The following is a 13,497-nucleotide window of genomic DNA, read 5'->3' as shown; positions in this document are numbered from 1 at the left end:
CGTTCAGGCCCGCAGCGGATTGGTACGCGTGGCCGCCAGCAGGTACCAAGCGGTGGCCCCCACGTGCCGGTACGGGTAGTAGCCGAAGCCGAACCCGGTGTCGAGCGGGCTGCTGGCCGAGACGACACCGGAACGCTCGGGAAGCGCACGACCGCCCACGGTCTGCCCAGCCCCGAGCAGATCCTGAGCCCGCTCAATACTGGCGACCAGCCGTCGGGCACTCGTCTCATCACCGGCCCTGCTCCGGTCCCGAAGAGCGAGCGCAAGATGAGCGGTCCCCTCGAACCACACCCCATTGCGGTCGGGCTTGGGCTGGAACTCGGCGATCGGGGCGTCCTCGTTCGCCACCAGACTGGCGGAGCTGAAGGTGACGCCTTCGTACGTCTGCCCCGTCGGCACCGTACTGTTCCGCCGCCCGGCGTGGTCGATCACGGCCAGCTCGGCCGCCGCCCAGTCCAGCGACCGCGAATACCTGTGGGAGTCGAGGGCGAGATGGGTCCAGGTCTGGGTGTCCTCGGGGATCGGGGACTTGTTGACCGTCACCCCGTCGTTGGTGCCGGTGTAGAAGAAGCCCCCGTCCGGCTCCCACATCTTCTCGACGAAGGCCTCGGCCCGCGCACGCCGCCCCCGCCACACCCGGTCACCGGTGAGCAGAGCGAGCCGACCGAACAGACAGACCAGATCGGTGTTGTGCTCGGTGGAGGTGAAGGGCAATTTCTCGTCGGCCCCGTTGACCCCGAACTTGTAGCCCCCGAGGGGTTCGTCGGTACGCCCGATCCGCTCGATCCACGCACCGATCCGCACAGCACCCTCAAGAAAACGACGGGCCCCGGTCCCCCGAGCAAGGGCACTCAGCGCAATCCCGGCCCAGGCCATGTCACCCACGGCCGTCCCCGTGAACCCGAACTGCGTCCCCACGTTGGCAGTTCCGTCGGCCCGCACGAATCCATCCGGCTGCAGCGACCCGTCGAAGAAGGTGTACGGCCCGACGTTGTAGGCCTGCCGCAACCTGCCGTCGTCGTACACCGGGTCATGCTTCTGGGCGTAGAGCAACGCATCACCAAGCACCACGGCTCTGGCCCGCCCACCGGCGCCACCACCCGCCAGATGAGCCAGGATCGCCAGTGCGTTGTCGTACGTGAACGCCGTACTGAACAGCCCAGCCTGATCGCTGTAACTCTGCGTCAGCCGAACGCTCCCATGATCGGGATAGCCGTCCATAGCAGCACCCAAGAACCCAAGCCCACGCCGCCGAGCGGACTCCCCGGCGGCATACGCCGCCCCGGCCCCACCCACACCGAACACCGCAGCACCTACACCGAGTCCAGCCCCAATGAGCGAACGACGACCAACCACCGGACCTTGCCTGCCGACCATGACTCTCCCTGGGAACGTACGGACCGAATGCGCGGGCACAACCACGAGCGAACGCACGGGGAGCATCCACCTTGAGAGCGCTCTCAAGAACGCGCGCTCATTGTGCTGTCGCATGGGGACAGGGTCAACGCCCGTGTCACACGAGCCTGTTGGGCCGGGCACAGCAGGAGCGCCGCGATCTCGAAAGAGCCGCCGCAACCGCTAGCCGGAGATCACCTCTCGTCACGGCCCAGAACTATGGACTCCAAAGCCTGAACACGGCTGCTGAGTTCCTGGAGTCTTGCGGTCAAATCGGCCACCTGGGCGACGGGTCCGGTGTCCGTCGACTCCCGACTCGGGGTTCTCGGGGTTCCTCGACCGACATCGATGAAGTAGGTCTCCTGGTAGTCGTCGTGCAGTTGCAGCAGCTCTTCGTCTCGAAGTTGCCTGATCACCGACCGAACCTCCTTCTCAGACAACCCGTACAGCCTCTCCACCACGGCGACTTCCGGAAAGATCATCCCGCGCAGATACCGGCGCTGTTCGACTCCACGCCTCACGTCCCCCATCAGGCCTTCTGCAGGGTGCTCCTGGGCGCCCGGCTGAGGCCCCGGAAGGGAGAACGTGTCCAGGCCTGATGGTCGCTCACGTTTCCGCTCGGCCATTTCAGGGCCTTTCGTCCGTGGCGGATACTGCCTGACGCTTCAATGTCTCGCTCGCTGCCAGTATGGCCGGAGCCTGGACCCCCACCGCCCTCGGAAAGTCAGCAATTGACACGGCGGCGAGGGCGGGTGTTCGGGGCGTCGGGGGGGGTGCGCAGGCCACCCGGAGTTCGGATGGGCTTCATCGCGGCCGCGCATCTCGTCGACTGCGGCGCATCTCGACTGCGGCGAACCGTGGTCGACCGCACGATGCGGCAGGAGTGCGGCACGCACCGACACCCGCTCCTGGAGCTCGGACGGGAGCGGCGCCGGGAAGCGACGGCGCTTGCGCAGGCACATGGGTGCTGACCTGCGTGGATTCGTCGCGCCGACGCCGTTGCGCGGTCTTGATCGCACCGCTTTTGATCGTGGTTGTCCACGCCTACGGGCACGGATCGGGCATTGCTTCGTCTCGTGTTTTTCGGCGGCACCATCGGGACCATGGGTGGCCGACCCAGGTGACACGTCGACGGAAGCCGTACGGACGACTTTGTGTGTGGAGTCAGCGACCACTCGCCACGACGCCGCCACGAGGGCTGAGCTGCGCGCTCCTTGCCTCCCGGCGAGGCAGGGACTGCGATCAGGTGCTTGTCAGCGCCGGTAAGGGGCGCCTTCTTCCGAAGGCGCCCCTTACTTGTCCCGGTTCTCACCTCAGGGAGATACAGGCGAGGTTTCTCTTAGTCCTCGCATTCCGTCAGGGGCCTCAGCGAGAAGCCCTTCTCGTGCTGCACCCAGGGCTTCAACAACACGCCCCTCCCGTGCTGCACCCAGGGCTTCAACAACACGCCCCTCCCGTGCTGCGCCCAGGGCGGAGGGCCCTCGTGCTTCTGGCAGTCGGGCTTGTGTCCGCCGTGGCCACCGTTGCCGTCGTGACCGCCATTGCCGTCGTGGCCGCCATTGCCGTCGTGGCCGCCATTGCCGTCGTGACCGTCGTGGCCGCCATTGCCGTCGTGACCCTGGTCGTGCCCGTGATCACCTCCACCGCCAGGTCCCGCGGGGCCCTGGGGGCCTTCAGGGCCTTCAGGGCCTTCAGGGCCTTGAGGTCCTTCAGGTCCGGCGGGTCCTTCGGGTCCCTCAGGTCCGGCGGGTCCTTCGGGTCCCTCAGGTCCGGCGGGTCCTTCAGGTCCCTCAGGTCCGGCGGGTCCTTCAGGTCCCTCAGGGCCGGCGGGTCCTTCAGGTCCCTCAGGTCCCTCAGGACCGGTGGGGCCTTCAGGCCCTTCGGGTCCCTCAGGTCCGGTGGGTCCGGCGGGTCCTTCAGGTCCCTCAGGTCCGGCGGGTCCTTCAGGTCCCTCAGGTCCGGTGGTGCCGGTGGGACCGGTGGGCCCGGCAGGTCCTTCAGGCCCCTCAGGACCGGTGGGACCTTCAGGCCCCTCAGGACCCTCAGGCCCGGTGGGACCGGCAGGTCCTTCAGGTCCCTCAGGGCCCTCAGGACCGGTGGGACCGGCAGGTCCTTCAGGTCCCTCAGGGCCCTCAGGACCGGTGGGGCCTTCAGGACCTTCGGGTCCCTCAGGTCCGGTGGGTCCTTCAGGTCCGGTAGGTCCGGTAGATCCGGTAGGTCCGGTGGGCCCTTCAGGCCCGGTGGGCCCGGGGGGACCCGTAGGGCCAGGAGGACCGGTGGGGCCAGTCGCGCAGGTCGGCGTCGTGATGACGTTGTCGTCCAGCGTGACCGCGCCGGTCTGCGCAAGGGCTCGGCCCTGGATCTCGGTGCCGGTCGTCACCGTGATGGATTCCTGGGCCAGGATGGTGCCCACGAATTTGGAGTTGGTCCCGAGCGTGGCGGAACTGCCCACCTTCCAGAACACGTTGCAGGGCTGTGCACCGTTGACGAGGACGACGCTGCTCGCCGAAGCGGTGGTCAGGGTCGATCCGGCCTGGAAGATGAAGACGGCGTTCGGGTCGCCCTTGGCGTTGAGGGTGAGGGCTCCGGTGAGTCCCATCGATGACGAGGCCGTGTAGACGCCGGGCACCAGCACCTGTCCGCCGAGGTCGGCCGTAATGGCGGCCCCGGGTCCGCGGCCGGCAGCGTCGGTGTAGGCGGTGCCCAGGTCCGTCTTCGCCTGAATGGCCTCGGCGTTGGCCACGTTCAGGTCGCCGAAAATCTGTCCGGGGCCGGAGGGCGTCGACTGCGAGAAGCCCGTCACCGAAGAGCCCGGGCTGAGTCCCACGTCGCCGTTGATGACGGTGGGGCCGGTGTTGGTAACCGTTGAACCCGCCAGGACCGAGTAGCTCTTGGCGGTCCCCAGTTCAACGGGGGCTTCTGCGGCCTGCGCGGCGCCGGAAGCCAGCGCGACCGTGGCCGTGGCCAGCAGCACCGCTCCGGACAGGAGTGCGAGACGCGGCCTGAGCCGATGACGTACACGGATTCTGCCTGGTGAACGGGACGAGTTGGCAACCACTGCCATAGGAGTGACCTTTCTTGCCGCCGTTGAGTTCAGCCGCCCCGACAAAGGGCATTCCGAACTCCCGTAATGAGTTCCGGTCAGACCAAAAGCCGCGTCTCGTGTCGAGGTTCTGCGGCATCAGCCGTAAGCAGAGGTCCGCAGGGCGAGCCCTGCGGATGGGGTGATGAAATATCACTTACCACTCAAAAATTAGCAATATCCACATAAGCCACATACCGATAGTGGGCCGAAGGAGGTGAAGGAGGTGCGTTATTCACCTTGTCGGGCGTGGCGGTGCTTGATTCCAAGCCATCGGCCAGTCCTCCGGAAGCCGGGTCACCGGCCGGATCAAGGCCGCGCCGACCGGCTCAGACGGGCCGTTCCGGGCAACGCAATGCGGGCGTCCTCAACCTGCGCCTCCGTCCGTCGTTCCTACCCCGAGACGCGCACAGACTGACTCCAGGTGAAGGCATCCAAGAGCGCGGCCGGTGTCCGCGCCGTGGCGCTCCCGGCTTCCCTCGTCACGGAGTTGCCTCACCACCTCGCCGAGTACGCGAGTGCCGGCCGAACCGGGCTCGTCTTCGTCGGCACTCGCGGTGGCGTCCTGCGACGGAACAGCATCCGGCGGATCTGGCTCCGGGCGCTCGACGCGACCGGCCTCGGTGACGTCCACTTCCACGATCTCCGGCACACCGGAAGCACCCCTCGCCGCGACCGGTGGGGAGACCCCGCGCGAGCCGATGCACCGCATGGGCCACTCGTCCGTGCGGGCCGCGCAAGTGGACTTTCCGGCATGCAGTGACACGACGTCACCTGGCAGCCAAGAAAGATCAAAGCCCAGACCGCCGGATTCGCACCGGTCGGCCTGGGCCTCGTTCATGTCCTGGGACTGGTGGGCGCGGACGGTTTCGAACCGCCGACATCCGCCTTGTAAGGGCGGCGCTCTACCACTGAGCTACGCACCCGGGACGAGTCGACAGCCTACATTGCCCGGGGCAGTGCCCCGCAAACCCGTTACGGGGCGGAAGCGGTCCCGGTGCCGGTGCCGGTCAGGGTGCCGACGTCGATGCCGGTCCCAGTGCTGACGCCAGTGTCCGGCCCCGACCCCGGTTCCGGAGCAGGAACCGGTCCGGAGTCGGCGTCCCGCTCCCCTCCTCCGCCATGCGGGGGTTTACCCCACCCCCAACCCGGGAGTGGCCCGGATCCCCCGGTGAGCCCCGGCTCCGTACGGTCGAAGTATGTCCGGGCCACATCGTGGGGCCGAGGGCATTCGAATCTGGGGGAGTCCCGTCATGAGTGGTTTTGAGCGTCCTTCGAGCAAGCCGTCTTCGAGCAGGGGTGTCGGGTCTGTGGGCGGCGGCCGGGGCGTGGGCCGTGGGCCGCGGCGTTCTCTGGTCGCTGTCGGTGTGGGGGCCGTGGTCGTCGGTGTGTTCGCCACCGGGTGTGGGGCCAGTGCCGGGGACGACAAGGACCCGGAGAAGCGTTCCTTCGCGCTCAGTGGGCGGACGCTGACCGTCGATTCCGACGACTCGGCGCTCGAACTGGTCGCCGCGGACGTCGACAAGGTCCAGGTGACGCGCTGGTTCGAGGGGCGGGTCGCGATCGGTGGGGACCCCAAGGTGACCTGGGCGATGAAGGACGGCACGCTCAAGCTCCGTATGCACTGCTCGGGTGTGGTCGCCGACTGCTCGGCGAAGCACCGCATCGAGGTGCCGCGTGACGTGGCGGTCGTCGTGAGGGGAGACGACGGCAGCGTGAAGGCCGACGGTTTCAAGGACTCGCTGAACATCCACACGAAGGACGGCTCCGTAGGGGTCGAGGACGTGGCCGGGGCGCTCACCCTGCGTACCGATGACGGCTCGGTCAGGGCGAGCGGCATCGACTCCAAGCGCCTGAACGTGAACACCAAGGACGGGTCGGTGCGGCTCGACCTCGCCGCCGTACCGGACAAGGTCTCGGCGCGTAGCGACGACGGTTCCGTCACCATCGCGCTGCCGGAGGCCACGTACCGTGTCACCACCGGCACCGACGACGGCGGAGTGGATGTGTCGGTGCCCCGCGACGAGCGCAGCTCTCATGTGGTGTCCGCCCACACGAAGGACGGGAAAGTCACGGTCCGTACGGCGAACTAACCGGCCCGTGTGTTCGTCCCTACCTGGTGGGAGAATGACACCGGGCCAGGACGGATGACAGCACGGGAGAGGGAAGTGACGGCGACACCTTCGCAGCCGTACACACCGTTTGTGCCATGCGCACAGCAAGTTCCCCGCCCCCGTGCCGGGTTCGGACCCACGGGGGCGCGCGGTGCTGGCCGTGACCTGCTGGCCCTGATGCTTCTTCCGCTCCCGCTGCTCGCGCTCACGCTGCCCGCCGCTTTCGCCGGCGGCGGCACCCGGCGTTGGTTCGGCGGGCGCTCGGAGAGCCAGCGGGCCGAGGCCCAGGCCGCGAAGGACGCCGCGGCGGCCGCGTTCTACGAGCTCGACACCGCGCAACGCGATCTGCGGATCTCGATCGAGACGATCACGGCCGTCGACGACTCCCCCGCAGCCCGCCGCGCGGTCTCCGACTTCGACGCACTCGGCCGCCGCATCGACGAGGCCAGTCGTACGTACATCGGCGCGGTCGACGCCCACGACCTCGACCGCGACGACCTCGAGGCCTCCGTCGCCGCCCACGCACGCACCGAGCTGACGAAGGCCAAGGACGAGCTGACCCGGGTCAAGCAGGAGCTGGACCGTTTCGAGCAGGGGCTCGGACCGCTCCTCGGCAAGGCCGAGACGCAGCTGGCCCGCCTCGCCCCGGCCGTCGAGCGCGCCCGCCAGTCCCTGCTCGCCGCGTCGAACGCACTCGATGCCGTCCGGGGGACGCAGCTCAAGGCCGACGACCTCGCCGCCAGGCTGGCCGCCCTCGCCCCGGAGCTGACCAAGCTGAACCAGGGCGCGGGGCAGCACGGCGTGCCGGAGACGCTGGAGCGCGCCGACCGGGTCGCCCGGGACGCCGAGGCGGTCCGCGCGGAAGCCGAGCGGCTGCCGGAGCGTGCCGCCGAGATCGACCGGCGCCTCGTCTCGCTGCGTACGCGCGCGCAGGCGCTCACCACGCGGTCCGGGCAGGTGGAGCCCGTGCTGAGCGAGCTGCGGCGGCGGTTCTCCGCCTCCTGCTGGCAGGACCTGCAGCACGTGCCCGACCAGTCCGCGGAGACCGTCCGGCAGGCCGAGCGGAAGCTCGCGGAGGCGCGGACCGCGCGGGACGAGCAGCGGTGGGCGGACGCCACCTCGCTGCTGTCCACGGTCCGGGCTCTGCTGAACACGACCGACGAGGCCGTGTCCGCGGCCGGGGACCGGTTGCGGCGGCTGAACGAGGTGTCGAAGGACCCCCAGCGGGAGATCGACCGCACGCGGTTCGCGATCCGGGACGCCCAGCGGCTGGCCATGTCGGGGCGCAATACGCCCGACCCCCAGCACGCGCGGCCGCTCGACGAATCGGTGGCCCGGCTGGAGCGGGCGATCGGGACGTTGGAGGGGCGGCACCCCGACTACTGGCATTTCCTGACCGAGCTGGAGGCCGTGCGGGCGACGGTGACTCGGGTGGTTTCGCAAATTCGTGAGGAGCGTGGGGGCGGAGCGTGAGCGCTCCGCTGGGGGCGGGTGAAACACGTGCGGGCCCGTGGGCGCTGGTCGCGCAGTTCCCCGCGCCCCTAGAAGGGCGCTCCCACCGACCCGGCGCCTTCCAGTCCCGCTCCAAGTGTGGCGATCCGGCCGTCCCAGGCGGATGCTGAGGATAGGTACGGCCTCCGCTCGCACCCGAGGAGGCGGATATGGCCACGCACGTACTTCGTACGGCGCCGAGGCGGCGGATCAGGCTTGATGAGCATCTGCCGGTCGATCACCGTCTCAGCAAGTTCTACCGGGTCGGCGCGGGGCTGATGGGTCTTGTGCTGCTCGCCTTCGGCATCCTGGGGCTGATCGACAAGGTCGGCTTCTTCGACACCGGCGGGGACACGGTCGCGGGGCTGAACACCAACGGCGCGCTGAGCGTGCTGTCGATCTGCGTCGGGCTGCTGCTCTTCGTCGGCATGGTGATCGGCGGCAACGTCGCCTCGACGCTCAACATGATCCTCGGTGTCCTCTTCATCCTCAGCGGCTTCGTGAACCTCGCCCTCCTCGACACGGGCTTCAACTTCCTCGCCTTCCGCATCCAGAACGTGCTGTTCAGCTTTGTGGTCGGAGTGATGCTGATGTTCTTCGGGATGTACGGACGCGTCGGCTCGGCCCTGCCGCACGACAACCCGTACTGGCGGTCCCGCCACCCCGAGCAGGCCGCCCGCGAGCAACGACTGAGGGCGGGGGTCGGAGCCAGGGCCCTGCCCGGAGCCAAGAGCGACGCCGCCCTCCCGAAAGGCGAAGCCACTCCCGCCGGAGGCGACCCCGCTTCCCCGGGAGCCGCAGCCCGGCACATGGGAGACGGACCCGTGGGAGACGGGCGGCGCACCCGCTAACCTGTGCCCATGCCTCGCTACGAGTACCGCTGCCGGACCTGCGGAGACACCTTCGAGAAGAGCCGTCCGATGGCCGAGTCGTCCGCGCCGGCGGCCTGCCCGGCCGGGCACGACGACACGGTGAAGCTGCTGTCGACGGTCGCGGTCGGCGGCTCGGCCTCGGCGCCCGCACCCCGCCCCAGCGCCGGTGGCGGGGGCGGCGGTTGCTGCGGCGGAGGCTGCTGCGGCTGACCCCGCCCAGGACCAGGTTCCCTCGGCCGCCCTCAGGCTCTCTTCAGCTTCGGTTTTCTAGCGTGGGGGCATGACAGCCATCGCAGCCGCCGCGCCGGACAGCAGTGCTCCGCAGTGGATCAACAGCCTCATGGACACGCTCGGGGCACCGGGCGCGGGCATCGCCATCGCCTTGGAGAACCTCTTTCCGCCCCTGCCGAGCGAGGTCATCCTGCCGCTCGCGGGGTTCGCGGCGAGCACCGGGCAGATGAACCTGTTCGCGGCACTGCTGTGGACGACGGCCGGCTCCGTCATAGGCGCGCTCGCGCTGTACGGCGTGGGGGCGCTGCTCGGACGCGACCGTACGGTGGCGATCGCGGCCCGGCTGCCGCTGGTGAAAGTCTCGGACATCGAGAAGACGGAGGCGTGGTTCTCCCGCCACGGCACCAAGGCCGTGTTCTTCGGCCGGATGATCCCCATCTTCCGCAGCCTGATATCCGTGCCCGCGGGCGTCGAGCGCATGCGCCTGTCCGTGTTCCTCGGCCTGACCACGCTGGGCAGCGCGATCTGGAACACCGTCTTCGTCCTCGCCGGCTATCTGCTCGGCGAGAACTGGTCGGAGGTCACCGGCTATGTGTCGACGTACTCGAAGGTCGTGCTGGCAGGGGCGGTCCTCGCGGTACTTCTCTTCGCGGGTGTACGGATGTTCAGGCCGGGCCCGGGCGGGCGCCGCCGCGCGAAGCAGGAGACCGAAGAGAGGGAGAAGGCGGCCGCCTGAGCCCTCCAGCACGGCCACCGCGCAGGCCGACCCCCGCTGAGGCCATCCCCACTCAGGCCGCCCCCACTCAGGCGCCGCCCCTACCGAACCTCCCCCAGGAACTCCCGCAGGATCCGCTCCCCCGCGGCGACGCCCCGTTCCGGAAGGGCGGTGATCCCGGGAGCCGTCCACCCGACATCGGCCAGTTCGCCGTGGCCGGGGCGCCAGCCTCGGTCCGCGGCCAGGAGGAGATCGGCGTCGAGGAGAGAGTCCCCGGCCGCGAGGGTGAGGGTCGCTCCCGTGCGGCGGGCGACCTCCCGCATGGCGGCGCTCTTGGTGAGCGGCTTCGGTACGGCGTAGATCTTGCGGCCCTGGAGGGAGACCGTCCAGCCGCGGTTCTCCGCCCAGACGGCCAGTTCCTTCACCCAGTCCTCGGGGAGCAGTTCGCGCTCGACGACGAGGTACACGAAGAGGTCCTCGGCGAGGCGGTGCTTGCGTACCCAGGCCGGGTCGGCGGTGGCCTCCATGTGCTCGCGGACCTCGTCGAGGGGGGCGCACTCGCGGGCGAGGCGCTCGGTCACCGAGGCGTGCCACTCGGCGTCCGTCACTCCGTCCACGAGCAGGTGGCCGCCGTTGGCGCAGATCGCGTACTTCGGGGCGGGGCCCGGGAGTTGGATGCGCTGGTACTGCTTGCGGGTGCGGGTGGTGGTCGGTACGAAGTCGGCCACGTCGCCGAGTTCGGCGAGCAGGCCCGCCGCGGTCTCGGTCATGTAGGACAGCGGCTTGCTCTCGTGCACCTCGACGCTGAGCAGCCGGGGCGCCCGCGCGTCGGGCATGGTCAGGGCCAGTGCGGCCGAGGAGTAGATGAGCGTGCGGTCGAGATCGCTGGCGACCAGCACCCTGGGTGAAGAGGTGGGCAGCGAACCGGAGTTCGTCGTCGGGGCGGCGTTCGTCATCAGACCGACACCGCCTTGCCGTCGGCGCCGGTCGCTCCGCGGGTGTACTTCGGGTGGATCAATCCGACGCAGGTGTACGGGAGTTCGGCCACCTCCTCGACGGGTACGCCCCGCTGCTCGGCGAGCAGGCGTACGTGGTCGAGGTCGGCGCCCGCTCCGGCCCTGGCGAGGATCTTCCAGGGGACGCGGCGCAGCAGAACGCGGGTCGCCTCGCCGACACCCGGCTTGACGAGGTTGACATCGTGGATGCCGTACTCCTCGCTGATCCGCTCGACTGCCGCCCAGCCCTCCCAAGTTGGGCTGCGGTCGGTGGACAGAAGCTCCTTGACCTGGGCGTCGACCGCTTCGTCGACCGCGTCGAAGCGGTCGGAGACGGCGTCCAGGAAGGCGACGGAGACGTCCGCGGCGGCGAGCTCGCGGTAGAACTTCGCACCGTGGTAGTCGTGCTCCCCGACCAGGTCGGCGCGCAGGACCGTACGGGAAATGAGGCCGGAGACAGTCGAGTTGAGGCAGGCGGAGGGGATGAGGAAGTCCTCGCGGGTGCCGTAGGTGCGCACGCAGGAGCCGGGGTCGGCGAGGACCGCTATCTCCGGGTCGAAGCCGGTGATGCCGTCGGAGGCCTCGAACTCCTCGACGGCCTGCGCGAGTTCGCGGGTGATGGCGCCCTTGCCGGTCCAGCCGTCCACGAAGACGATGTCGGCCGGGTCGTGGTGGGCGGCCAGCCAGCGCAGCGCGTTGGCGTCGATGCCGCGGCCGCGCACGATGGAGACGGCGTAGTGCGGGAGGTCCAGGCCGTGCCGGTGCTGGGCCCAGCGGCGCATCAGGACACCGACGGGGGTGCCGGCGCGGGCGAGCGAGACGAGGACGGGGCGCGGGGACCGCTCGGCGAGCACGGTCTCCGTGACGACGCCGACGGCCTGGGCGATGCGGGTGGCCGAGACGGCGAGCGCGTTGTGGAACAGCTCCTGGTACGCGTCGCTCGGCTGGTACTCCACCGGGAGCGACTCCGCGTAGTGGGCGCCGCCGCTCTGGATGGCCTCCTCCCGCTCCTCGGTCGGCGCCTCCAGCTTCGTGTCCGAGAGATCCTGCAGCAGCCAGCCGACCTCGTCAGGTGCGTACGAGGAGAACTCGGGGCCACGGAGGGGCTCGGGCAGCATGAATGGCCTTTCAGTGGACGACTCGGTGGGCGACACGGTGGACGGCCGTGCTGGTGCGTACGAGGGGACGACGGCGAGCAGCACGCTCGGCGTGTGCGCGGAGAGCCGCGCCAGCAGGCCGTCGGGAGCGTGCAGTTCGGGCGTGTCGGCGGTGGAGTCGACCACGGCGACGACGGCGTCGAAGCCGGCGCCCGCGACGTTGTAGGCGTAGCGATCACCGGGGCCGTCGGCCGGGTTGTCGTGGGCGGGGAAGACGAGCCGGGTGCGGATCGCGTAACCGGGGTCGTCCACGGCGAGCACCGGGGAGCGGGTGGTCGTGGAGTAGCGGACCTCGGCGTCGGTCAGCTTCTCCAGGGCGACGCCGAGCCGCAGCGGCGCGTACATCAGTTCCTCGAAGCCGAGGACGAGGACGCGGCGGGCGTCGGACGGAAGCGCTTCGGCGATACGGGCCGCCATGACGGGCAGGGCGCCCTCCAGGCGTACGCGGTGCTCGGGGGTGAAGCCGTGCCGCCCGCCGTCGGGTATCCCCGCGGGCCATCCCAGCTCGACACGGAGAACCGGCCGGACGGGCGCCCCCTGGGCTTCCGGCGCCTCCTGCGCTTCCGGGGTTTCCGGGGCTTCCGGGGCTTCCGCCTCGGACTCGTACCGCGCGACCAGCGCCTGCCCCTTCTCCAGGACCCCCTCGGGGAGCCGTACGGTGCCGGAGGCGGCCGTCACCAGGTCCACGCGGGCGCCGATCTCGCGGGCGAAGTCGTCCAGGCGTCCGAGGTCCGCGGCCGAGCGCATGTCGACCAGGGCGACTATGACGTACCGGTCGCGCGGATAGCGTTCGTGCAGGTCACGGATGGTATTGAGGACCGTGTTGCCGGTGGAGAACTCGTCGTCGACGAGGACCAGCGGGCCGTCGCCGGCCAGCAGGCCGGGGTTCTCGGGGAGCAGCAGGTGCGAGGTGGCGTGCGAGTGGGACTCCTCGAAGCCGCCCGCCGGCGCAACGCCGTCGACCGGGCGCCGGGTCGAGTGGAGGCAGGGCGCGAGGCCCACGCCGTCCGCGACGGAGTGTCCGAGCCCGGTGGCCGTCTCGGCGTACCCGAGGACGACGGCCCGGCGCGCCTCGTCCTCGCCGAGCAGGTCGCGCACGCGGAGGCCGAGCGCGAATCCGTACCCGTACACGACGGCGGGCGACTGGGGTATGTGCTTGCCGAGCACGTGCGACACGAGCAGATGGGCCCGCTTGGGGTTGCGCCGCAGCGCGAGTCCGAGCAGCTCGCCGAGCCCCTCGTCCCCGACGAGTTCGACGCCGAGCCGCTCGGCGACCCAGCATCCGGACCAGATCTCACCGTCGGCTCCGCCCGGCGTCCCGGACGGGCTCCCGGCGCCGGGGCCCGCCTCGGCCCCGGCCTTGGTCCCGGGGCGGAATCCGGTCGCCGACCAGACCCCTGCCCCGCCCCCGTCGTTCACAGCGTTGTTCATGGATTCCTTGGGTG

11 protein-coding genes and 1 tRNA gene are annotated in these 13,497 nt (G+C 70.0%); 6 read left to right on the top strand and 6 right to left on the bottom strand.

Translation table 11 applies throughout. The features are described from left to right. Nucleotides 1–3: 3 nt before the first annotated feature. The 3 genes from QF035_RS35850 to QF035_RS35840 form a co-directional block, all read right to left on the bottom strand. Complete coding sequence (locus QF035_RS35850; protein WP_307524875.1) at nt 4–1,377, bottom strand: Tat pathway signal sequence domain protein; 1,374 nt, start codon at nt 1,375–1,377, stop codon at nt 4–6. Nucleotides 1,378–1,589: 212 nt separating this feature from the next. After that, a complete protein-coding gene (locus QF035_RS35845; RefSeq protein WP_307524873.1) occupies nt 1,590–1,925 on the bottom strand; it encodes a hypothetical protein in 336 nt (111 codons plus the stop codon). A gap of 809 nt (nt 1,926–2,734) precedes the next feature. Next, complete coding sequence (locus QF035_RS35840) at nt 2,735–4,459, bottom strand: ice-binding family protein (protein ID WP_307524872.1); 1,725 nt, start codon at nt 4,457–4,459, stop codon at nt 2,735–2,737. Nucleotides 4,460–4,901: 442 nt separating this feature from the next. Between QF035_RS35840 and QF035_RS35835 the strand changes: the two genes are divergently transcribed. After that, nucleotides 4,902–5,240: a tyrosine-type recombinase/integrase gene (locus tag QF035_RS35835; protein WP_307524870.1), complete on the top strand. Its 339-nt coding sequence runs from the start codon at nt 4,902–4,904 to the stop codon at nt 5,238–5,240. Between the two features lie 88 nt (nt 5,241–5,328). Here QF035_RS35835 and QF035_RS35830 read toward each other — a convergent pair. Beyond that, nucleotides 5,329–5,403: transfer RNA gene (locus QF035_RS35830), tRNA-Val, on the bottom strand. Nucleotides 5,404–5,730: 327 nt separating this feature from the next. Between QF035_RS35830 and QF035_RS35825 the strand changes: the two genes are divergently transcribed. The 5 genes from QF035_RS35825 to QF035_RS35805 all read left to right on the top strand — a co-directional run bounded on the left by QF035_RS35825 (nt 5,731) and on the right by QF035_RS35805 (nt 9,921). Further along, entirely contained in the window at nt 5,731–6,570 is an 840-nt protein-coding gene (locus QF035_RS35825) for a DUF4097 family beta strand repeat-containing protein (RefSeq protein WP_307524868.1), read from the top strand. A 75-nt stretch (nt 6,571–6,645) separates the two neighbouring features. Then, entirely contained in the window at nt 6,646–8,064 is a 1,419-nt protein-coding gene (locus QF035_RS35820) for a hypothetical protein (RefSeq protein WP_307524866.1), read from the top strand. Between the two features lie 188 nt (nt 8,065–8,252). Next, the gene (locus tag QF035_RS35815) at nt 8,253–8,933 is read left to right on the top strand and encodes a DUF4383 domain-containing protein (RefSeq protein ID WP_307524864.1); all 681 of its coding nucleotides are present in this window, start codon (nt 8,253–8,255) and stop codon (nt 8,931–8,933) included. A gap of 9 nt (nt 8,934–8,942) precedes the next feature. Further along, nucleotides 8,943–9,164: an FmdB family zinc ribbon protein gene (locus tag QF035_RS35810; RefSeq protein WP_307524862.1), complete on the top strand. Its 222-nt coding sequence runs from the start codon at nt 8,943–8,945 to the stop codon at nt 9,162–9,164. Between the two features lie 70 nt (nt 9,165–9,234). Next, nucleotides 9,235–9,921 carry a DedA family protein gene (locus tag QF035_RS35805; protein ID WP_307524860.1) on the top strand — a complete coding sequence of 229 codons (687 nt, stop codon included), beginning with the start codon at nt 9,235–9,237 and terminating at the stop codon, nt 9,919–9,921. 80 nt (nt 9,922–10,001) lie between these two features. On the opposite strand, the gene QF035_RS35800 is transcribed toward QF035_RS35805, so the two are convergent. After that, nucleotides 10,002–10,856 carry an HAD family hydrolase gene (locus QF035_RS35800; RefSeq protein WP_307524858.1) on the bottom strand — a complete coding sequence of 285 codons (855 nt, stop codon included), beginning with the start codon at nt 10,854–10,856 and terminating at the stop codon, nt 10,002–10,004. Continuing rightward, nucleotides 10,856–13,483, bottom strand: a complete 2,628-nt coding sequence (locus tag QF035_RS35795; protein WP_307524856.1) for a phosphoribosyltransferase — start codon at nt 13,481–13,483, stop codon at nt 10,856–10,858. The genes QF035_RS35800 and QF035_RS35795 overlap by 1 nt, the downstream gene beginning before the upstream one ends. Nucleotides 13,484–13,497: the final 14 nt, after the last annotated feature.

The organism is Streptomyces umbrinus (genome assembly GCF_030817415.1).
Taxonomy (GTDB): Bacteria; Actinomycetota; Actinomycetes; order Streptomycetales; family Streptomycetaceae; genus Streptomyces; species Streptomyces umbrinus_A.
The sequence above is the reverse complement of the archived record's forward strand: the minus strand, read 5'-3'. Positions and strand labels throughout refer to the sequence as shown.

Coding starts and splice junctions, on each gene's coding strand:
- QF035_RS35850 (WP_307524875.1), bottom strand. CDS start 1,377: ATGGTCGGCAGGCAAGGTCCGGTGGTTGGTCGTCGTTCGCTCATTGGG.
- QF035_RS35845 (WP_307524873.1), bottom strand. CDS start 1,925: ATGGGGGACGTGAGGCGTGGAGTCGAACAGCGCCGGTATCTGCGCGGG.
- QF035_RS35840 (WP_307524872.1), bottom strand. CDS start 4,459: ATGGCAGTGGTTGCCAACTCGTCCCGTTCACCAGGCAGAATCCGTGTA.
- QF035_RS35825 (WP_307524868.1), top strand. CDS start 5,731: ATGAGTGGTTTTGAGCGTCCTTCGAGCAAGCCGTCTTCGAGCAGGGGT.
- QF035_RS35815 (WP_307524864.1), top strand. CDS start 8,253: ATGGCCACGCACGTACTTCGTACGGCGCCGAGGCGGCGGATCAGGCTT.
- QF035_RS35810 (WP_307524862.1), top strand. CDS start 8,943: ATGCCTCGCTACGAGTACCGCTGCCGGACCTGCGGAGACACCTTCGAG.
- QF035_RS35805 (WP_307524860.1), top strand. CDS start 9,235: ATGACAGCCATCGCAGCCGCCGCGCCGGACAGCAGTGCTCCGCAGTGG.
- QF035_RS35800 (WP_307524858.1), bottom strand. CDS start 10,856: ATGACGAACGCCGCCCCGACGACGAACTCCGGTTCGCTGCCCACCTCT.
- QF035_RS35795 (WP_307524856.1), bottom strand. CDS start 13,483: ATGAACAACGCTGTGAACGACGGGGGCGGGGCAGGGGTCTGGTCGGCG.